The sequence below is a fragment of the Mesorhizobium sp. M1050 genome (genome assembly GCF_040318715.1).
In the GTDB taxonomy this organism is placed as follows: Bacteria; Pseudomonadota; Alphaproteobacteria; order Rhizobiales; family Rhizobiaceae; genus Mesorhizobium.
Genome location: NZ_JAMYMV010000007.1, coordinates 129,611 through 149,379, shown reverse-complemented (window position 1 = coordinate 149,379; position 19,769 = coordinate 129,611). Strand labels below are relative to the sequence as shown.

Genomic DNA, 19,769 nt, shown 5'->3' with positions numbered 1-19,769 from the left:
ACAGCGCATGTCGAATGTGAGAAATGCGCCCCGGCCTCAAAGCTTCCAGCCCGAATGAAGCGCGGCAATACCGCCGGAATAGTTGCGGAAGGAAACGCGATCGAAGCCGGCGCGGGAAATCATCGTCGCGAAATTCTGCTGGTTGGGAAACCTGGCGATCGATTCGACCAGATAGGAATAGGGCTCGCCGTCGCCGGTCACCATCCTGCCGATCTTCGGAATGGCGTTGAATGACCAGGCTTCGTAGACCTTGTCGAGCAGCGGCATCTCGACTTCGGAAAATTCAAGGCACAGGAATCGCCCGCCCGGCTTCAACACGCGGAACGCTTCGCTGAGCGCGACATCGATGCGCGGCACGTTGCGAATGCCGAAAGCGATGGTGTAGGCGTCGAATGAGGCGTCAGGGAAGGGCAGTTCCTCGGCATTGGCCTCGACGAAATCGGTGTTGGCGGACAGGCCTTTCTTTTCGGCGCGATCGCGGCCGACGGCCAGCATCGAGCCATTGATGTCGAGCACCGTGACATGAGCATTGCCGTGGCTGGCATCGACGATGCGAAAGGCGATGTCGCCGGTGCCGCCGGCAACGTCGAGCACGCGCCAGCCGATCCTTTTTGGAGGATTGAGCCATGTCACCATGGCATCCTTCCACAGCCGGTGCAGGCCGGCCGACATCAGATCGTTCATCAGGTCGTAGCGGTTGGCGACCTTGTGGAAAACATCGTTGACCAGAGACTGCTTGTCGCCAGCTCCTACACGCTTGAAACCATAGGAAGTTTCCATGCCGCCCGTGGCCGTGGTTCTCTCAACTGACATTTTTTTGATCCGTCATAAAACCGGCGGGACCATAGCCGATCGATAGTGTGGGCGCTATTGTTTAAGGCGCGGTGTTCAGCCGCGCTTCCAGGTGGCGGTTTTCGAGACCTGGACTGACCGACGGGATGATTGAATGCCTTTGAAAGCGGAACTGCACTGCCACATCGAAGGGGCAGCGTCGCCAGAGCTCGTCATCCGCCAAGCGCAGAAATACGGCAAGGACACCTCGCCCTATATCCAGAACGGTTCGTTCGTCTGGCACGATTTCACGTCCTTCCTCGCCGCTTACGACTTTTCGTCCGATCTGTTCCGGACCGAGGAGGACTATGCGCGGCTGGCCGATCATTATCTGACCAGCCTTGCCCGCGACGGGGCTATCTATTCCGAGATATTCACCTCGCCGGACCACGCAAGGAAGGCCGGGCTTTCACCCAAGGCCTATACCGACGCGCTTGGCGAAGGCATGGCGCGTGCCAAGGCCAAGACGGGCATCGAGGGCCGCATGATCGTCACCGGCGTGCGCCATGTCGGCGTCGAGTCGATCGAGCAGGCGGCGCGTTTCGCGGCGCGCTGCGAGCACCCGCTGGTCACCGGCTTCGGCGTCGCCGGAGATGAGCGCATCGGCGAGATGGATGACTATGTCAGGGCTTTCGAGATCGCGCGCGAGGCTGGGCTCGGCATCACCATCCATGCCGGCGAACTGACGGGCTGGGAGACCGTCCAGGCGGCGCTCGATCACATCCGTCCCTCTCGCATCGGCCATGGCGTGCGTGCCATCGAGAATCCGGATCTTGTCCGGCGCATTGCCGACGAGGGCGTCGTGCTCGAATGCTGCCCCGGCTCCAACGTCGCGCTCAAGGTGTTCGACAGTTTTGCCGACCATCCGTTTCCGGCGCTGCAGGCGGCCGGCTGCAAGGTGACACTCAATTCCGACGATCCGCCCTATTTCTGGACCTCGCTGAAGCGCGAATACGACATCGCGGCCGAGCATTTCGCGATGAACGAAAAGGCGCTGGTCGCCGTTACCCGGACCGCCATCGAAGCTGCTTTCGTCGACAAAAAAACCAAGTCAGCACTTCTTGCCCGGTTAAACAGCGCGGCACGCTGATTTCTGCCGACAAAACTGTGGTCGGGTTGGGCCAGGCGGTTCCTTGGCCGCCGCATTGTCGCTAGGGTTCGCTCAAGCAGCTTGAAGCGCGGCGCGTCTCATAAGGACCATGCGCGCACTTTCGGGCGCAGCATCAGGAGAACACCATGCAGGGCGTCACCGTCATCGATCATCCGCTTGTCCAGCACAAGCTGACAATCATGCGCAAGAAGGAGACCTCGACGGCCGGCTTCCGCCGGCTGCTGCGCGAAATCTCGCTGCTGCTTGGCTACGAGGTCACCCGCAACCTCGAACTGACGACGACGACGATCGAAACGCCGATGGAAACGATGGAGGCGCCGACGCTGGAGGGCAAGAAGCTGGTCTTCGCCTCGGTGCTGCGCGCCGGCAACGGCTTGCTGGAAGGCCTGCTCGACCTGGTGCCGGCGGCCCGCGTCGCCCATGTCGGTCTCTATCGCGATCACGAAACGCTGGAAGCGGTGGAATATTTCTTCAAGGCGCCGAGCGACCTCGCCGACCGTTTGGTGATCGTCGTCGATCCGATGCTGGCAACCGCCAATTCGGCGATCGCGGCGATCGACAAGCTGAAGGAGCGCGGCGCCACCAACATCCGCTTCCTTTGCCTGCTGGCGGCGCCCGAAGGCATCGAGCGCTTCACCAAGGCGCATCCTGACGTTCCCGTATTCACGGCTTCCATCGACCGCCAGCTCAACGAGAAGGGCTACATCATGCCCGGCCTCGGCGATGCCGGTGATCGCATGTACGGGACCAAATAGTACCAGCCAAAGTTGCCTGGTACGATTTACCAAATATTTACGCAAAGGCGGGGTTTTGGCGCGTGTTAAAGCGGCAAACACCATCCGGGCTTAAGGATCGGCTCACTACAGCGCCGCGCGACCATTCGGACGCGCAAATAACGCTGTAGCACTTTGATTTTGCGCATGATCCTTTCCGAAAATCGATCCCGATTTTCGGGGTCATGCGGCGAGGCCGGTCCATGCTGCGCAAACTTCTCATCCTTGGCGTTTTCGCCGGCACGTCGGCATCGATACCGATCGTGTATCAGTCGAATCCGCAACTCGTTGAAAGCCTGCTGAGATCGGCGGCACCGGGCAAACAGGCGGTCGGAGCCCGGCCTGACGTCAATTTGGCTTCGGTGCCCGACAAGCCGGCGGCGCCGCTGCCGATGGGCCGCAGGGTGGTCGTTGCGGCAGACGATCGCGGACACTTCTCGTCGGCCTTCAAGCTCAACGGACGTCAGATCGACGGCATGATCGACACCGGCGCCACGCTGGTCGCCATCAACATTTCGACGGCGCGCAGGATCGGCCTGTCGCTGAACCCTTCCGAGTTCACTCACGAGGTCAGCACCGCCAACGGCACCATCAAGGCAGCCGTGGCAGTGATCGACCGCCTGCAGATCGGCAGCATCACCGTCAACGACGTCCAGACCATCGTGCTCGACGACAAGGCGCTGCGCACCAACCTGATCGGCATGAGCTTCCTCAACCGGCTCGACAAATATCAGGTCGAGAACGGCACGCTGCTGCTTGTTCAGTAATTAGCCGCGCGGCAGAATCCGGCGGATGACCGACTTGTCGGCCGCTGGCTTCGAGGCCCCGATCGCGTAGGCCGAAAGCACGGCTGCCGCCGCAGCCTCGGCATCCGACATCGTGCGGGCATGGACCAGAGCCAAGGGCTCGCCGAGCCTGACCTCCGCTCCGACAGGCAACAGCCTGGTGATGCCGACCGCAGGGTCGACCTTGTCGTCCGGCCGCGTGCGTCCGCCGCCCAGGGCAACCACGGCGAGCCCGATGTCGCGAGTGGCAATGCCGCTGACGAAGCCGTTCGCGGTCGCCTTGACGGCAAATTCGGTCGCAGCCGGAGCGAGGTATTTTTCGGGCTTCTCGATGAAATCTGCGGGGCCGCCGAGCGCGGCCACCATGCGCGCGAACGTGGCGGCGGCACGGCCGCTGGCGAGCGTCTCGGTGGCGCGCCGCATGCCATCCTGATTGGACGACACCAGTCCCGCCGACTGCAGCATTTCGGCGGCCAGCGCCAGCGTCACGTCCTCCAGCCGATGGTCACGAAACCGGCCGGTGAGGAAATCGACGGCATTGCGCACCTCGACGGCGTTGCCGGCGGCCGAGGCCAGCGGCTCGTTCATGCCGGTGATCAATGCCGAGGCCTTCAGCCCTGCACCATTGGCGATCTCGACCAGACTGTTCGCCAGAGCCGTCGCGTCGCGCGACTTTTCCATGAAAGCGCCGTTGCCGACCTTGACATCGAGCACCAGCGACTGCAGCCCGGCCGCCAGCTTCTTCGACAGGATCGAAGCGGTGATCAAGGGCACTGATTCGACCGTGCCGGTGACATCGCGGATCGCATAGAGCCGGCGGTCGGCGGGTGCGAGGTCGGCGGTCTGGCCGATGATGGCGCAGCCGGTTTCAAGCACCGCCTTGCGAAACATTGCGATGTCAGGCTGGCTGACATAGCCTGGGATCGCGTCCATCTTGTCCAGCGTGCCGCCGGTGTGGCCAAGGCCACGGCCCGATATCATCGGCACATAAGCGCCGCACGCGGCGACGATCGGCGCCAGCATCAGCGAGACATTGTCGCCAACGCCGCCTGTCGAATGCTTGTCGGTAACCGGGCCGGGCAGGTCCGACCAGTCGAGCACATCGCCGGAATCGCGCATGGCGAGCGTCAGAGCCACCGCTTCGTCGCGGTTCATGCCGTTGAAGAACACCGCCATGGCGAAGGCGCCGACCTGGCCGTCCGAAACGGCGCCTGATGTCACCCCTTCGACGAAGCCGGCGATCTCCTGCTCCGACAGCCTCAGGCCATCGCGCTTGCGGCGGATGATTTCCTGCGGAAGCATCAGCTCTCCAGCAGTCCGTCGCGGAACACGCGCCGCAGGATCGTTGCCAGCCGCGCGCCTCCAACCGGTGCCATGTCCTTGGTCTCCTGGTGCGAGAGCTCGGCCCCGGTCATGCCGGCTGCCAGGTTGGTGATGACCGAGCAGGCGGCGACGCGCAGCCCGAGAAAGCGCGCGAGAATGACCTCCGGTACGGTCGACATGCCGACCGCGTTGGCGCCCATGATTCGCGCCATCCGGATCTCGGCCGGTGTTTCGAAGCACGGGCCGGAGAACCACATGTAGACGCCCGTGTGCAATGCGGTGCCGGTCGCCTCCGCCGCGCGTTCGAGCGCCCTGCGGATGCCGGCATCATAAGCTTCGGTAAGACCAACGAAGCGGCGGTCGGTGGGTTCGCCGATCAGCGGATTGCTGCCCGAGAAATTGATGTGGTCCGATATCAGCATCACCGATCCCGGCAGCATTTCCGGATCGACCGAGCCGGCGGCGTTGGTGAGGATCAGTTTCGTGATGCCGATGCCGGCAAGCACTTCCAGCACCGGCCGCATCGCTGCCGCGTTGCCGTGCTCGTAATAGTGGGCGCGGCCGGACAGCATCAGCACCGGCACGCCGGCAAACAGCCCCGCCACCACTTCGCCGGCATGACCGGTGACGCCGCTTCGGGGAAAACCCGGCAGCTTGCCATAGGAGATGCGGATCGGATCCTCGATCTGATCGACCAGCCCGCCCAAGCCCGAACCCAGCACAACCGCCGTCAACGGCGCCAGGCCGTCCAGTCTTTCGATGAGATGATCCAGCGCCTTTTCCGTCATCACAGCCGCCTCTTCATTTCAAAATGTCGCCCCGGAAGCCGTAAGGCAGCATGTCACCCATGGTCACGGTCTCGGCCACGCCGGCATCGTCGCAGAGATAGAGCTTGGTTTCGGGCCGGCAGAATTCGGCCAGCCGCTGCCGGCAGCCGCCGCAGGGCGAGCATTTGGCCATGCGTTCGGCGATAACGGCGATTTCCACGATCTTGCCGCCGCCGCCCATGATGTAATGGCCGAGCGCGGTGGTCTCCGCGCACCAGCCTTCCGGGTAGGAGGCGACCTCGATATTGGCACCGGCAAAGACGCGACCGTCCTCGGTGCGCAAGGCAGCGCCCACGGGAAACTTCGAATAGGGCGCGTAGGCCTTGGCCATGGCGGTCTTGGCGGCCTCGAACAGATCATGCGACATTCAGATGTTCTCTCCGAGGATCATGTCCAAAACCCGGCGCTTGCGCCGAGCGGCGTTTCGACCTTAGCGTTCCTTGACGTAGGGGACGCCGCCGGCGCGCGGCGGGATCGCCTTGCCGATGAAGCCGGCGAGCAGGATGACGGTGAGGATGTAGGGCAGCGCCTGCATGAACTGCACCGGCACCTTGCCGATGATGGGCAGCGGCGAGCCTTGCAGGCGGATCGACAGCGCGTCGAGAAAGCCGAACAGCAAGCAAGCGAACATGGCGTTGACCGGCTTCCACTTGGCGAAAATCAGCGCGGCCAGCGCGATATAGCCCTTGCCGGCGGTCATGTCCTTCACGAAGCCGCCATTTTGCACCATCGACAGATAGGCGCCGGCAATGCCCGTGAGGATGCCGGTGCAGATCAGCGCCCGGTAGCGCAGCCAGGCGACCGAGATTCCGGCGGTGTCGACGGCGGCCGGGTTCTCGCCGACGGCGCGCAGGCGCAGGCCGAAGCGGGTGCGAAACAGCACCCACCAGGTAAACGGCACCATCAGGAAAGCGAGATAGACCAGGATCGAGTGGCCCGACAGCAGCTCGGCATAGATCGGTCCGATGATCGGCACATCGTGGATGGCATCGGCGCCGGGCCAGATGATGGCCTCGAAGCGCTCGCCCGGTTGCAGCGCCGGCGTGCGCCCGCCTTGCTGGAACCAGGCTTGGCCGAGGATGATGGTCGATCCGGCGGCGATGAAATTGATCGCCACGCCGGAGACGATCTGGTTGCCGCGATGGGTGATCGAGGCAAAGCCGTGGATCATGGCAAAGGCGACCGAGATCAGGATGGCCATGCCGAGGCCGAGAAAGGCCGAATGGAACACGGAAGCCGCCGCCGCGCCGGCGAAGGCGCCGACCAGCATCTTGCCTTCGAGGCCGATGTCGAAGATGCCGGCGCGTTCCGAATAGAGGCCGGCGAGGCAAGCGAGCAGCAGCGGCACCGAAAGCCGGATGGTCGAGTCCAGTGTCTGGACGATTGCGTTGAACACATCCATCTCAGGCACCCTTCCCCTTGATCGCTTCCATGCCGACCGACCTCGGGTTGAACGAGGCGAACAGCGCCTGGATGTAGGGCCTGAACATGTGCTCGAGAGCGCCGGCAAACAGGATCACCAACCCCTGGATAATGACGATCATGTCACGGCTGATCGCCGGCATCTCGAAAGCGAGTTCGGCGCCGCCCTGATAGAGCATGCCGAACAGGATCGCCGCCAGCACGATGCCGACCGGGTGCAGGCGGCCCATCAGCGCCACCGCGATGCCGACGAAACCGGCGCCTGAAACAAAGTCGATCGCAACATTGTGCTGGTCGCCCATCACCGGATTGAGCGCCATCATGCCGGCCAGCGCCCCCGAGATCATCATGGCGGTGATGATGATGCGGGTTTCGGAAATGCCGGCATAACGCGCCGCCTTGGGGCTGTGGCCATAGGTGCGCATCTCATAGCCGAGCTTGGTGCGCCAGATCAGCAGCCAGACCAGGAAGGCCATGGCCAGCGCCAGCAGGAAGGAAATGTTGAGCGGCGCCGAACGGATCTTGGCGCCGAACAGTTCGATGATCCAGTTGAGCTTCGGCAATTCCGCGCCGGCGAAGAAGTTGCGTGTCTGCGGCGCTTGCGAGGCTGCCGGCTTCAACGGGCCGACCAGCAGGTAAACCATGATCGAGGCGGCGATGAAGTTGAACATGATGGTGGTGATGACGATGTGTGAACCGCGCTTGGCCTGCAGATAGGCGGGGATCAGTGCCCACAAAGCGCCCACGACCGCTGCCGCGACGATGGCCAGCGGAAAGGTCAGCCACCATGGCAGCGTCGTGTCGAAGCTGAGGCAGACGACGGCTATGCCGAGGCCCGCTATGTAGGCCTGTCCCTCGGTGCCGATGTTGAACAGGCCGCAATGTGCCGCCACGGCCACCGAAAGCCCGGTGAAGATGAACGTGGTGGCATAGAAAAGGGTGAAGGCAATGCCTGTGCCCTTGCCGAAGGCACCCTCGACCAGGATGACGGCGGCGCGCAGCGGGTTTTCGCCGACCAGAAGCACGACGAAGCCGGCGACCACGAAGGCAACGAACAGATTGATCAGCGGGATCAGGCCGTAGTCGGCCCAGGCCGGCAGCTTGGCGTAAGGCGTGCTCACTCTGCGGCCTCCTGGTGTTCGACGCCGGCCATCAGCAGGCCGAGTTCGCCTTCGGTCGCTTCCGGGCCGCGCTCGCCGACGATGCGGCCGGCAAACATCACCAGGATGCGGTCGGAGAGTGAACGGATCTCATCCAGTTCGACCGATACCACCAGCACTGCCTTGCCCTGGTCGCGCATGGCGATCAGGCGCTTGTGGATGAATTCGATGGCGCCGACGTCGACGCCGCGCGTCGGCTGGCCGACGATCAGCACGCCGGGATCCTGTTCCATTTCGCGCGCGAGCACGATCTTCTGCTGGTTGCCACCGGAAAAATTGGCGGTCTTGAGCCGGCAGTCCGTCGGGCGAATATCGTATTTGGCGATCTTGTCCTTGGCATCGTTGCGGATGGCATCGATGTTGAGGAAGGGACCCTTCAAATAGCGCGGATCGTCATGATAGCCGAGGATGGAATTCTCATTCTCCTCGAAGGCAAGCACCAGCCCGACGTGATGGCGATCCTCCGGCACGTGCGCGAGCCCGCGGTCACGCAATTCGCCGGGATCAGCGGCGCCGGTCAGGTCGATCGGCTTGCCGTCGAGCATGACCGAGCCGGAGACGGCTCGCCTGATGCCGGAAATCGCCTCGAGCAGTTCGGATTGTCCGTTGCCGGCGACACCGGCGATCCCGACAATCTCGCCGGCCCTGATATCGAAGGAGATGTCGTCGACCATGGTGACGCCGCGTGTGTCCTTCACCGTCAGGTTCTTGACCGCCAGCTTGACGCCGCCGGCTTCCGCCTCGCCCTTTTCGACCCTCAGGAGCACGCGCCGCCCGACCATCAGCTCCGCCAGTTCCTCGACGGTGGTCTTGGCCGTCTCGCGCGTCGCCACCATCGTGCCCTGGCGCATGACCGACACGGTGTCGGTGATGTCCATGATCTCGCGCAGTTTGTGAGTGATCAGCACCACCGTCTTGCCCTGGTTCTTCAGCTGCTTGAGGATGCGGAAAAGATGGTCGGCCTCGGCCGGTGTCAACACGCCCGTCGGCTCGTCGAGGATCAGGATCTCGGCGCCGCGATAAAGCGCCTTCAGTATCTCGACACGCTGCTGCAGGCCGACCGGCAGTTCCTCGATAATCGCATCGGGATCGACTTCCAGTCCGTATTCGCGCTCCAGCCGCTCCAGTTCGGATCGCGCCTTGGCGATGCTCTTCTTCAGCAGGGCATCGCTCTCGGCGCCGAGGATGACGTTTTCCAGCACCGAGAAGTTGTCGACCAGCATGAAGTGCTGATGCACCATGCCAATGCCGAGCGCGATGGCGTCATTGGGCGTCTTGATAGCCGTCGGCTGACCGCCGACTCGGATCTCGCCGCTATCGGCCTGGTAAAAGCCATAGAGGATCGACATCAGCGTCGACTTGCCCGCGCCGTTCTCGCCGACAATGCCGTGGATGGTGCCGCGCGCGATCTCCAGATTGATGTCCCGGTTGGCGCGCACGGCGCCAAAACTCTTGTTGATGCCGATCAGCTCGATTGCGGCTTGCGCCATGCAGCCTGTCCCACTCTTATTTTTTTATCGCTTGGTCAAAACGCCTAGCATGACGCTCCGCCCGTGCCAATTGGCCGGAGCAGGGCCACTCTCGACAAATCCCGGTGCGCTTGTCAATTTCCAACGTGGCCGGGGCCTTCACATTCGCTAATATGGCGAAGCCGAAATTCGCGTCACGGCGCAAAGGCTTTACGCTGCAAGACTGGGGATTTTGAATGACCATGCCCGCCGACCGGCTGACGACGCTGGAGATTCGCGCCGCCGAACAGGAGAAGACCATCGAGGAACTGTCCGGTCAGATTGCCGAGCAGTGGAAGGTGATCGAGCGCATGCAGCGCAAGCTCGATGCGCTGACCGAACGGTTCCTGGCGCTGGAGGAGCAGGCAGGAGACGAAGTGCCTGTAACCAAGCCGCCGCACTGGTGAGGAAAGAGGGGGAGGGTGCATGCCGTGGCAAGTGAAAGCGACCGCATCGCGCGGGCCGGCGACTATGTGCTCGGCCTGATGAACGACACGGAACGCGAACGGGCCGAGCGCGATCTGGAAATCGACCCGGCCTTCCGCGACGCGGTCGTGCAGCTTGCCGAACGCATGCATGTCTTCGACCATGCCGAACCTGAAGAGCGCTGGAAGCAGATCACGCAGCGCATCGGCGACCTGCCGCAGATGCGCAACTCAGGGCTCATCGATGCCGGGTCGCCAGCCGTGATCCAAAGCCTGTCGCAGCGGGCGCACGGCAGCGGCTTGCACGCGCTTGGCGGCCGGCGCGGATTTGCAGTGGCCGTCGGCCTGATCGTGGCTTTTGCGCTGGGGTATCTGGCGGGCAAGTTTTAGGGGTTTATTTTGGGATCACGCTCGCGGCCGGCACGACATCAGAGCCATCGTTTCGCTGTTCTGTCCAAAAACCTCAATCATGTTCCAGCCAAGGGCTGCGTAGAAATCACGTGCTTCCCATGTGTAGAGATAGAGCATCTCGACACCCTGCCCAACTGCATGGGCTTCAGTCGCCCTGACTAGCGCACCGCCGATTCCCTTGTTTCTGTGGCCACCATCGACAGCCAATCCTGCCAGCCATGGTGTCAGATCATGCGCCGGTTCCAGTTCGTGGCGGACCAGCAGGCACGAGCCAACGGCTACATCGCCAATGCGGGCCACGAATGCCGCCTCGAAGCCGTCGCCGGCGAGCAGTTCGCGAAGGCCTGCAGCGTCCTCTTCGAAAGTCCTTGCGGTCCCCTCGAAAAAGGTGGCGAGGCGCAGTTGCGCGATCGTTTCGACATCGCGCTCGGCCATGGGTTCGATTATCGGCTGCATCGTTGTCTCGAAGTGGCATCCGTGGCGGAGCGGTGACCATTTCGCTCGATCCGGTAAAGGACAAACCGCCAGGCTTGCGCCCGGCGGTTTGCAGATCATGGCAGGATGCCGCTCAATAGGGGCAGGCGTTGTCGGTGGTGTAGTCGTGCACCTGGATCTTGCCGGAGATGATGTCGGCTTTGGCCTTTTCGACGGCCGCCTTCATCTCGTCGGTCACCAGTGCCTTGTTGTTGTCGTCCATGGCGTAGTCGACGCCGCCTTCCTTGAGGCCGAGGTTTTGCAGGCCGCCCTTGAAGGTGCCGTTCTTGCCGTCCATGAAGGCGTTGTAGACGGCAACGTCGACGCGCTTCATCATCGAGGTCAGCACTTTGCCGGGCTGCAGGCCGTTCTGGTTGGAATCGACGCCGATGCCAAGCTTGCCGGCATCGGCCGCCGCCTGCAGCACGCCGACGCCGGTGCCGCCGGCCGCGGCGTAGACCACGTCGGAGCCCTGGTCGATCTGCGTCTTGGCGATCTCGCCGCCCTTGGCCGGGTCGTTCCAGGCGGCCGGCGTGTCACCGGTCATGTTCTGGATGACGTCCGTCGCGCCGGCCGCCTTGGCGCCGCCGACATAGCCGCATTCGAACTTGCGGATCAGCGGGATGTCCATGCCGCCGATGAAACTGACCTTCTTCGACTTCGAAGCCATCCCCGCCAGGATGCCGACCAGATAGGAGCCTTCATTCTCCTTGAATACCAGCGAGCGGACATTGGGCAGATCGACGGCGTCGTCGATGATGGCGAAGTTGAGGTCAGGATATTCGGCCGCAACCTTCTTCAGCGCGTCCTCCCAGGCAAAGCCGGCCATGACGATCGGGTTGCGGCCGTCCTCGGCGAAGCGGCGCAGCGCCTGCTCGCGCTGCGAGGCGTTGGAAACCTCGAACTCGACATAGGCCGTGCCGGTTTCGGTCTTGAACTTTTCGGCGCCGTGGAAGGCAGCTTCGTTGAAGGATTTGTCGAATTTGCCGCCGAGATCATAGAGGATGGCCGGCTGGACATCCGCGGCGAAAGCCGGAAGAACCATTGCGGTTGCGGCCAGGAGGCCGAGAACGATACGTTTCATGTGATCCACACCCTGTCGGTTATTTTTTCCGTTATGCACCGCATACCGGCCCGGTTCTCCGGCAGGCATGCGACGTCAGCCAGGAGTGTATTCCCCTCCCGCTCGGCGGCAATCTGGCACGGCCCGAAACAAAATTCACGCGGAATTTTGACCTTTTGGAAAAGCATGGCGAAGGGCAGCCGCGCAGCAGCTTGATCTTTGCGCCAAAGACCTCAGGCGGCGGCCGGAATGCCGTAAGCGACGCCCGTGCCTTTCAAGTTGCAAGTGCCGTAGGGGTTCTTCGCCAGATATTGCTGGTGATCGGCTTCGGCGAAGTAGAATTCGGTCGCCGGCGCGATCTCGGTGCTGATTCCGCCGTGGCCGGCGCCGCGCAGCGAAGCCTCATAGGCATCGCGTGAGGCGCTCGCCGCCTGCAATTGCGCATCACTGAGCGTGTAGATTGCGGAGCGGTAAGTGGTGCCGACATCATTGCCCTGGCGCATGCCTTGCGTCGGGTCGTGGCTTTCCCAAAACAGCTTCAGAAGCGCGGCATAGGAGACGATCCTGGGATCATGGACGACCATCACCACTTCCGCATGGCCGGTGAGGCCGGTGCAAGTTTCCTGGTAGGTCGGATTGGGCGTGATGCCGCCGGCATAGCCGACCGCCGTGACCCAGACGCCTTCGATCTGCCAGAACAGCCGCTCCGCACCCCAGAAGCAGCCGAGCCCGAACATCGCCGTCTCCAGCCCCTCGGGATAAGGACCCTTGAGCGGTCTTTTCGAGACTTGGTGCCGTCGTGCGGTCGGGATCGCCCTGGCGCGGCCCGGCAACGCCTCGGTCGGCTTCGGCAGCTTGAGCTTCTTGTTCAGCATGTCGCTGAGAAAGAACATTCGCGGCTTTCCTCTGAGTGGAACGCGGAAGGGAATCAGTTCGCGGCGAACCGTCCGCGCGGTTGCCGTCTGTAGCCGATCGCATAGAGCAGGAAGGCCAGCGCCGCGAACACGGCGAAGCCCGGCTGGTTGAGCACCCAGGCGACGGCGCCATCCCACAGCAGAGGGCTGGCCTTGGTTCGCACGAAGGTTTCGAATTCGGCCCGAGTGTCCGGCGAGACCGCCAGCCAACTGGTGTTGAGCGGCGTCAGCACCAGTGCTGAGGCCGCCACGGTACGCGTCGCGTCGAGCACCGCCATGATGACGGAAATCGACAGGGCGACCATGGCGGCAAGACGAAAGATGAAGCGAAACATCAGCGACCTTCCTCCCGGGTCAGTCCTCAAGCTCCTCCGGAGGGCCTTCCGGCACGTTTCGAAACGAGAGATAGAATGGGTCTGCCCACTTCGCAATCGTCCTGCGCGAATTCCGGCGCTTTGTCCGGTCGTAGCTATACCGCCGGCTTGCGTTTGCGCGGCGCTGGCGGCTTCGCGAAACGCTGTGTGGCCGGCAAAGCGAATAGACTGCCGTTATGGCTTGGCATTCGGCGCCGGATCGACTAGATGAGCCCCGCACCTGTTGCTTCGACGGCTCAGGTACAGGGGAAGGGCGTTCGCTGGTTGGCGACGCCGATGGCGGAAGTTCCGCCTCCGCCCCAAGGGAGGTGCATCTCCCCAACCCGCGCGGCGAAACCGGCCGGCGTGACATGCATGGACGGAGAGGTGGCCGAGTGGTTGAAGGCGCACGCCTGGAAAGTGTGTTTACGGGAGACCGTAACGCGGGTTCGAATCCCGCTCTCTCCGCCATTCCACAAAAATGGTAGAATCGTCTGATATCGTTGCGTTTCGTAAGGGGCGCCAGAAGGATCAATGCCCTATTCTGGTGTCCAAATTCGCGGTGATCTTGTCGGCTAGCAAGGGTGCATGTGTGAACGCCCACAAGCCGGTTTTGGAATTGTTACGCGATCTGGTAGTGGTGATCCAAATCACAGGAGACGGCATGCCAAACGATGTAATCGTGCGCGACAGCAATGGCGCTCAATTGAATGACGGCGATTCCGTCACGCTGATCAAGGACCTCAAAGTCAAAGGCACTTCGGAGACGATCAAGCGGGGCACGTTGGTGAAGAACGTTCGCCTCAACGGCAATCCCGGCGAGATCGAATGCAACACCAAGCAAGTGAAGGGCCTGGTGCTCAAAACCGAGTTCGTGAAGAAGGCGTGACCCTCAAGGCGGCAATCAAGATCCAGCTTCGGTAAATATCAATTCAACCGCTACGTCCCGTCCAGCCCACTGGCTGCGAGCAGTACATCGTTCGATAGGGTGTGCCGTCACAGCCGGCTATTTCGCCTATATGGCCGCTATGGCCGCCAACTAAAAACCGCCGGCCGATATGGCAGCGCAGGCAGTGTCGATCCTCAAGTCCAGCGATGCCTCCCCGGAAATGCGGGAATGGCCCTCGGATGCCATAGGAATACAGAACGACATTGGAATGCCGGCCAAATCCGTTCAGCAATGACGGCGCCTGCCATCTTTGGGGTGAAAGCCATCCCGGCCATAGAAAGCCCGGCTCGGCTTGCCTCCGGGCCTTTTCGGCGTTTCGGACCGGCTGCACCATGATGCCCCGCATGGCCGGCGTGACGGCCAGCCGGTAGAGCGTGCACGACGCACCGGCCGCGACGCCTTGGATGGTCGCCAGGCCAAAACCTTTATGAAATTCCTATTTCTTTCCGCCCCGCTCCGTCTCGAACCTTTATGGCGATCGGGTCCATATCCCCCTTGAGAAAACACAACCGGTTTCGTCGGCGGCAAAGTGTGCGGCGGGCCGTTTTCACGATTTTGCGAACCTTTTCCTCAAGGGCGCAAAGTACAGATAGGAACAAACACAATGGACATCATTGTTCTCGGGATCGGGGTTTTGTCTTTCGCCCTGTTCTTCACCTTCGTCAAAGCATGCGACAGAATTTGAGCTGAGGATAAGACCATGCTTCTCGACTACATCCTCAGCGGTGGCGTGACCTTGTTCCTGCTCGCCTACCTGACCTACGCGCTCGTTCGTCCTGAACGCTTCTGAAGGCACCGAAAGCACAGACATGACCCTGAACGGTTGGATACAGATCCTGGTCTATTGCGGGATCATCATTTTGCTGGTGAAGCCGCTCGGCGGCTACATGCACCGCGTCTTCAAGGGCGACCGCACGCTGCTCTCGCCACTCTTCGGCCCGCTCGAGCGCGGGCTCTACCGCGTTTGCGGAACCAGCGAACGCGAGGAGCAGCACTGGACCACCTACGCGGCGGCGCTGCTGCTGTTCAACCTTGCCGGCTTCCTGGTGCTTTATGTCCTGCAGCGCCTGCAAGGCAGCCTGCCCTACAATCCCGCCGGCATGACCGCGGTCGAGCCAGGTCTGGCCTTCAACACCGCCGCCAGCTTCATGACCAACACCAACTGGCAGAACTATGGCGGCGAGAGCACGATGTCCTACCTCGTGCAGATGGCTGGCCTGACTGTGCAGAACTTCTTTTCGGCGGCCACGGGCATCGCCATTGCCATTGCTCTGATCCGCGGTTTTGCCCGGGCTTCCGGCAAGTCGATCGGCAATTTCTGGGTCGATATGACCCGTTCAACACTCTATCTGCTGTTGCCGTTCAGCATCGTGCTGACGCTGGTCTTTGTCTGGCTCGGCATGCCGCAGACGCTTGGCGCCTACGTCAACGCCACCACGCTCGAAGGGGCACAGCAGACCATCGCCGTCGGCCCGGTCGCTTCGCAGGTTGCCATCAAGATGCTCGGCACCAATGGCGGCGGCTTCTTCAACGCCAATGCCGCACATCCCTTCGAGAATCCCGACGCGATCTCCAACCTGATCCAGATGGTGTCAATCTTCGCCATCGGTGCAGCCTTGACCAACGTCTTCGGACGCATGATCGGCAACCAGCGCCAGGGTTGGGCAATCCTGTCGGCCATGGGCGTCATGTTCATCGCCGGCGTCATCATCTGCTACTGGGCGGAAGCCGCCGGCAACCCGCTGGTGCATGCGCTCGGCATCGACGGCGGCAACATGGAAGGCAAGGAGACGCGCTTCGGCGTCGCCTTGTCGGCGCTGTTTGCCGTCATCACCACCGCCGCCTCCTGCGGCGCCGTCAATGCCATGCACGGCTCCTTCACCGCGCTCGGCGGCATGATCCCGATCATCAACATGCAGCTTGGCGAAGTCATCGTCGGCGGTGTCGGCGCCGGTCTCTACGGCATCCTGATGTACATCGTCATCGCCGTCTTCGTCGCCGGCCTGATGGTCGGCCGCACGCCCGAATATCTCGGCAAGAAGGTCGAGGCCAAAGAGGTCAAGATGGCGATGCTGGCCATCCTGTGCCTGCCGCTGGCGATGCTGATCTTCACCGCCATCGCGGTCGTGCTGCCGACCGGTGTGGCGTCGATGGGCAATGCCGGCCCGCACGGCTTCTCCGAGGTTCTCTATGCCTACACATCGGCTGCGGCGAACAATGGCTCGGCCTTCGGCGGACTCAGCGGCAACACGCCCTGGTACAACATCACCATCGGCATCGGAATGTTGATGGGCCGCTTCCTGGTCATCATCCCGGCACTGGCCATCGCCGGCTCGCTGGTGGCGAAGAAGACGGTTCCGGCTTCCGCCGGCACCTTCCCGACCGATGGCCCGCTGTTCGTTGGGCTGCTGGTCGGCGTCATCCTCATCGTCGGTGGTCTGACCTTCTTCCCGGCGCTCGCCGTCGGGCCGATCATCGAACACCTGGCAATGATCCACGGGCAGACCTTCTGAGGCTGTCATGCCCTGGTTCAGCACCAAGCGCCGCAACATCAGCCACAGTGGCGATCACGGGAAGGAGGAGAGACCTCCTCCTTTCCCGACCCTGTCGACCTTTCTCGGCCTCGCGGCAGTCATGCTCGTCCTCTGGTTGCTGGTCTACGGGCCGCCGCACTTCCTTTCGGCATCCGATCATCCAGTGCCGTCCAACAACACCGAAGCCGGAGCTTCAAAATGAGCCGCTCGAAATCAGCAAGCATCATGGATGCCCGCATCCTGCTTCCCGCCATTGGCGGCGCCTTCCGCAAGCTTGACCCGCGCACGCTGGCCAGGAACCCGGTGATGTTCGTCGTCGCCGTCGTCTCGGCCCTCACCACGGTGCTGTTCGTCAAGGACCTGGTCACCGGCGGCGGCAATCTCGGCTTCACGCTGCAGATCATCATCTGGCTATGGTTCACCGTGCTGTTCGCCAATTTCGCCGAAGCGGTTGCTGAAGGCCGCGGCAAGGCACAGGCGGATTCGCTGCGCAAAGCGCGCACCGAGACCCAGGCCAAGCTTCTGACCGGCGAAGACCGCACCAGATACAAACTTGTGCCCGGCACCAGCCTCAAGGTCGGCGATGCGGTGCTGGTCGAGGCCGGCGACATCATCCCGTCCGACGGCGAGGTGATCGAAGGCGTCGCTTCGGTCAATGAAGCGGCGATCACCGGCGAGTCCGCGCCGGTCATCCGTGAATCCGGCGGCGACCGCTCGGCGGTCACCGGCGGCACGCAGGTTTTGTCCGACTGGATCCGCGTGCGCATCACGGCGGCTTCCGGCCACACCTTCCTCGACCGGATGATTTCGCTGGTCGAAGGTGCGGAGCGCCAGAAGACGCCGAACGAGATCGCGCTCAACATCCTGCTCGTCGGCATGACACTGATCTTCGTGCTGGCCACCGCGACGATCCCGAGCTTTGCGACCTATTCGGGCGGCTATATCTCGGTCACCGTGCTCGTCGCCCTGTTCGTCACCCTGATCCCGACCACGATCGGCGCGCTGCTGTCTGCCATCGGTATCGCAGGCATGGACCGCCTGGTGCGCTTCAATGTGCTGGCCATGTCGGGCCGCGCCGTCGAGGCTGCCGGCGACGTCGACACGCTGCTGCTCGACAAGACCGGCACGATCACGCTCGGCAACCGCCAGGCAACCGAGTTCCGCCCGGTCAAGGGCGTCACCGAGCAGGAGCTGGCCGACGCGGCACAACTCGCCTCGCTTGCAGATGAAACGCCGGAAGGCCGTTCGATCGTCGTGCTGGCCAAGGAGAAATACGCCATCCGCGCCCGCGACATGGCCACGCTGCACGCCACCTTCGTGCCTTTCACCGCGCAGACCCGTATGAGCGGCGTCGACATCGACGGCTCCTCGGTGCGCAAGGGCGCGGTCGATTCCGTGCTCGCCCATGTCAGCCAGTCGACGGTCGCCGCACACGCCACGCGGCCCGGCAGCGATACCGTCCGCGACCTGCAGGCGATCGCCGACGAGATCGCCAAATCGGGCGGCACGCCGCTGGCTGTCGAGCGCGACGGGCGCCTGCTCGGCGTCGTCCACCTCAAGGATATCGTCAAGGGCGGCATCAGGGAACGCTTCACCGAACTGCGCAAGATGGGCATCCGCACGGTGATGATCACCGGCGACAATCCGATGACAGCGGCGGCCATTGCCGCGGAAGCCGGCGTCGACGATTTCCTCGCCCAGGCGACGCCCGAGGACAAGCTGAAGCTGATCCGTGACGAGCAGGCCAAGGGCAAGCTGGTCGCCATGTGCGGCGACGGCACCAACGATGCGCCGGCCCTTGCCCAGGCCGATGTCGGCGTCGCCATGAACACCGGCACGGTCGCCGCCCGCGAGGCCGGCAACATGGTCGACCTCGACAGCGATCCGACCAAGCTCATCGAGATCGTCGAGATCGGCAAGGCGCTGCTGATGACGCGCGGCTCGCTGACGACCTTCTCCATCGCCAACGACGTGGCCAAGTACTTCGCCATCATCCCGGCGATGTTCGCTGCCTTCTACATCGCGCCGGGGCAAACCACCGGCCCGTTGCAGGCGCTCAACATCATGCATCTGGCCACGCCGCAAAGCGCCATCCTGTCGGCCATCATCTTCAACGCGCTGATCATCATCGCGCTGATCCCGCTGTCGCTGAAAGGCGTCAAATATCGTGCCATCGGTGCCGGCGCGCTGCTCAGCCGCAACCTGCTCGTCTATGGTCTCGGCGGCATCATCGTGCCCTTCGTCGGCATCAAGGCGATCGACATGATCGTCATCGCGCTTGGCCTCGCTTAAGGAATATCCCCATGCTTACCCAGATAAGACCCGCGATTATCATGATCGTCTTTTTCACGGTGCTAACCGGCCTGATCTATCCCTTGGGCATGACCGGCATCGCCCAGGTACTGTTCCCCCGCCAGGCCAATGGCAGCCTGATCGAGAAGGACGGCAAAGTCATCGGCTCCGAACTGATCGGCCAGGGCTTTGCCAGCGACCGGTATTTCCACGGCCGCCCCTCGGCAGCCGGCGACGGCTACAATGCCGCTGCCTCGGGCGGCAGCAATTTAGGTCCGACCAATCCCAAGCTGATCGACCGCATCAAGGGCGATGCTGAAAAGCTGAAGGAGCAGAATCCGAGCCAGCCAGTGCCGATCGACCTTGTAACCACCTCAGGCAGCGGCCTCGATCCTGACATCAGCCCGGAAGCCGCGTACTTCCAGGTCGCAAGGGTGGCCAAGGCCAGGGGGATCGACGAGGCCAGGATCAAGGCGCTGGTCGACGCCCGTGTCGAGGGCAGGGAGCTCGGCTTCATGGGCGAACCGGTGGTCAATGTGCTGGGTCTCAATCTTGCACTGGACGCAGCGAAAGAGTGAATGGCTCGGGCCGGGGATCGACAGTATCCCCGGCTC

At 62.8% G+C, this 19,769-nt stretch carries 22 protein-coding genes and 1 tRNA gene; 12 read left to right on the top strand and 11 right to left on the bottom strand.

Annotation, left to right across the window (positions count from 1 at the left end; genetic code table 11):
• Positions 1–36: 36 nt before the first annotated feature.
• Entirely contained in the window at positions 37–813 is a 777-nt protein-coding gene (gene ubiE, locus NKH57_RS06660; protein WP_352942797.1) for a bifunctional demethylmenaquinone methyltransferase/2-methoxy-6-polyprenyl-1,4-benzoquinol methylase UbiE, read from the bottom strand.
• Between the two features lie 133 nt (positions 814–946).
• On the opposite strand from ubiE, the gene NKH57_RS06655 reads away from it, so the two are divergent.
• The 3 genes from NKH57_RS06655 to NKH57_RS06645 all read left to right on the top strand — a co-directional run bounded on the left by NKH57_RS06655 (position 947) and on the right by NKH57_RS06645 (position 3,482).
• A complete protein-coding gene (locus NKH57_RS06655) occupies positions 947–1,921 on the top strand; it encodes an adenosine deaminase (RefSeq protein ID WP_023759648.1) in 975 nt (324 codons plus the stop codon).
• A 146-nt stretch (positions 1,922–2,067) separates the two neighbouring features.
• Positions 2,068–2,697, top strand: a complete 630-nt coding sequence (gene upp / locus NKH57_RS06650) for a uracil phosphoribosyltransferase (RefSeq protein ID WP_023759649.1) — start codon at positions 2,068–2,070, stop codon at positions 2,695–2,697.
• 221 nt (positions 2,698–2,918) lie between these two features.
• On the top strand, positions 2,919–3,482 hold the full coding sequence (locus tag NKH57_RS06645) for a TIGR02281 family clan AA aspartic protease (RefSeq protein ID WP_352942793.1): 564 nt from the start codon (positions 2,919–2,921) through the stop codon (positions 3,480–3,482).
• Here the strand turns inward: NKH57_RS06645 and deoA are convergent, their stop codons facing one another.
• The 6 genes from deoA to NKH57_RS06615 all read right to left on the bottom strand — a co-directional run bounded on the left by deoA (position 3,483) and on the right by NKH57_RS06615 (position 9,722).
• Positions 3,483–4,802 carry a thymidine phosphorylase gene (deoA, locus tag NKH57_RS06640; protein WP_352942790.1) on the bottom strand — a complete coding sequence of 440 codons (1,320 nt, stop codon included), beginning with the start codon at positions 4,800–4,802 and terminating at the stop codon, positions 3,483–3,485.
• Positions 4,802–5,611, bottom strand: coding sequence for a purine-nucleoside phosphorylase (locus NKH57_RS06635; RefSeq protein ID WP_352942787.1), 810 nt, complete (start codon positions 5,609–5,611; stop codon positions 4,802–4,804). The genes deoA and NKH57_RS06635 overlap by 1 nt, the downstream gene beginning before the upstream one ends.
• Positions 5,612–5,624: 13 nt before the next feature.
• On the bottom strand, positions 5,625–6,017 hold the full coding sequence (gene cdd / locus NKH57_RS06630; protein ID WP_352942784.1) for a cytidine deaminase: 393 nt from the start codon (positions 6,015–6,017) through the stop codon (positions 5,625–5,627).
• A gap of 63 nt (positions 6,018–6,080) precedes the next feature.
• Positions 6,081–7,052 (bottom strand): ABC transporter permease, encoded by a 972-nt coding sequence (locus NKH57_RS06625; RefSeq protein ID WP_023759653.1) that lies wholly within the window; start codon positions 7,050–7,052, stop codon positions 6,081–6,083.
• A gap of 1 nt (position 7,053) precedes the next feature.
• Positions 7,054–8,193: an ABC transporter permease gene (locus NKH57_RS06620; RefSeq protein WP_023759654.1), complete on the bottom strand. Its 1,140-nt coding sequence runs from the start codon at positions 8,191–8,193 to the stop codon at positions 7,054–7,056.
• On the bottom strand, positions 8,190–9,722 hold the full coding sequence (locus NKH57_RS06615; protein ID WP_352725145.1) for an ABC transporter ATP-binding protein: 1,533 nt from the start codon (positions 9,720–9,722) through the stop codon (positions 8,190–8,192). The genes NKH57_RS06620 and NKH57_RS06615 overlap by 4 nt, the downstream gene beginning before the upstream one ends.
• 215 nt (positions 9,723–9,937) lie before the next feature.
• Here NKH57_RS06615 and NKH57_RS06610 point away from each other — a divergent pair, with 215 nt between their 5' ends.
• Both NKH57_RS06610 and NKH57_RS06605 read left to right on the top strand, forming a co-directional pair.
• Positions 9,938–10,147: a SlyX family protein gene (locus NKH57_RS06610; RefSeq protein ID WP_352599487.1), complete on the top strand. Its 210-nt coding sequence runs from the start codon at positions 9,938–9,940 to the stop codon at positions 10,145–10,147.
• Positions 10,148–10,171: 24 nt separating this feature from the next.
• Positions 10,172–10,555, top strand: a complete 384-nt coding sequence (locus NKH57_RS06605) for a hypothetical protein (RefSeq protein WP_352942779.1) — start codon at positions 10,172–10,174, stop codon at positions 10,553–10,555.
• Positions 10,556–10,570: 15 nt separating this feature from the next.
• On the opposite strand, the gene NKH57_RS06600 is transcribed toward NKH57_RS06605, so the two are convergent.
• The 4 genes from NKH57_RS06600 to NKH57_RS06585 form a co-directional block, all read right to left on the bottom strand.
• A complete protein-coding gene (locus NKH57_RS06600; protein WP_352942776.1) occupies positions 10,571–11,032 on the bottom strand; it encodes a GNAT family N-acetyltransferase in 462 nt (153 codons plus the stop codon).
• Positions 11,033–11,144: 112 nt separating this feature from the next.
• On the bottom strand, positions 11,145–12,134 hold the full coding sequence (locus tag NKH57_RS06595; protein WP_352599493.1) for a BMP family lipoprotein: 990 nt from the start codon (positions 12,132–12,134) through the stop codon (positions 11,145–11,147).
• Between the two features lie 212 nt (positions 12,135–12,346).
• On the bottom strand, positions 12,347–13,006 hold the full coding sequence (gene msrA, locus NKH57_RS06590; protein WP_352942773.1) for a peptide-methionine (S)-S-oxide reductase MsrA: 660 nt from the start codon (positions 13,004–13,006) through the stop codon (positions 12,347–12,349).
• 35 nt (positions 13,007–13,041) lie between these two features.
• Positions 13,042–13,362 carry a hypothetical protein gene (locus NKH57_RS06585; RefSeq protein ID WP_023759662.1) on the bottom strand — a complete coding sequence of 107 codons (321 nt, stop codon included), beginning with the start codon at positions 13,360–13,362 and terminating at the stop codon, positions 13,042–13,044.
• A gap of 399 nt (positions 13,363–13,761) precedes the next feature.
• On the opposite strand from NKH57_RS06585, the gene NKH57_RS06580 reads away from it, so the two are divergent.
• From NKH57_RS06580 to kdpC, 7 genes are all read left to right on the top strand, one after another.
• Positions 13,762–13,851, top strand: a tRNA-Ser gene (locus NKH57_RS06580).
• 193 nt (positions 13,852–14,044) lie between these two features.
• Positions 14,045–14,269, top strand: coding sequence for an alkylphosphonate utilization protein (locus NKH57_RS06575; protein ID WP_352942770.1), 225 nt, complete (start codon positions 14,045–14,047; stop codon positions 14,267–14,269).
• A gap of 760 nt (positions 14,270–15,029) precedes the next feature.
• The gene (gene kdpF / locus NKH57_RS06570) at positions 15,030–15,119 is read left to right on the top strand and encodes a K(+)-transporting ATPase subunit F (protein WP_023759665.1); all 90 of its coding nucleotides are present in this window, start codon (positions 15,030–15,032) and stop codon (positions 15,117–15,119) included.
• A 19-nt stretch (positions 15,120–15,138) separates the two neighbouring features.
• Positions 15,139–16,842 (top strand): potassium-transporting ATPase subunit KdpA, encoded by a 1,704-nt coding sequence (gene kdpA / locus NKH57_RS06565; protein ID WP_352725185.1) that lies wholly within the window; start codon positions 15,139–15,141, stop codon positions 16,840–16,842.
• Positions 16,843–16,849: 7 nt separating this feature from the next.
• Positions 16,850–17,065 carry a hypothetical protein gene (locus tag NKH57_RS06560; RefSeq protein WP_352599503.1) on the top strand — a complete coding sequence of 72 codons (216 nt, stop codon included), beginning with the start codon at positions 16,850–16,852 and terminating at the stop codon, positions 17,063–17,065.
• Positions 17,062–19,155 (top strand): potassium-transporting ATPase subunit KdpB, encoded by a 2,094-nt coding sequence (gene kdpB / locus NKH57_RS06555; protein ID WP_352942765.1) that lies wholly within the window; start codon positions 17,062–17,064, stop codon positions 19,153–19,155. Before NKH57_RS06560 ends, kdpB begins: the two co-directional genes overlap by 4 nt.
• A gap of 11 nt (positions 19,156–19,166) precedes the next feature.
• On the top strand, positions 19,167–19,733 hold the full coding sequence (gene kdpC / locus NKH57_RS06550) for a potassium-transporting ATPase subunit KdpC (RefSeq protein ID WP_352942762.1): 567 nt from the start codon (positions 19,167–19,169) through the stop codon (positions 19,731–19,733).
• The last annotated feature ends 36 nt before the right edge of the window (positions 19,734–19,769 follow it).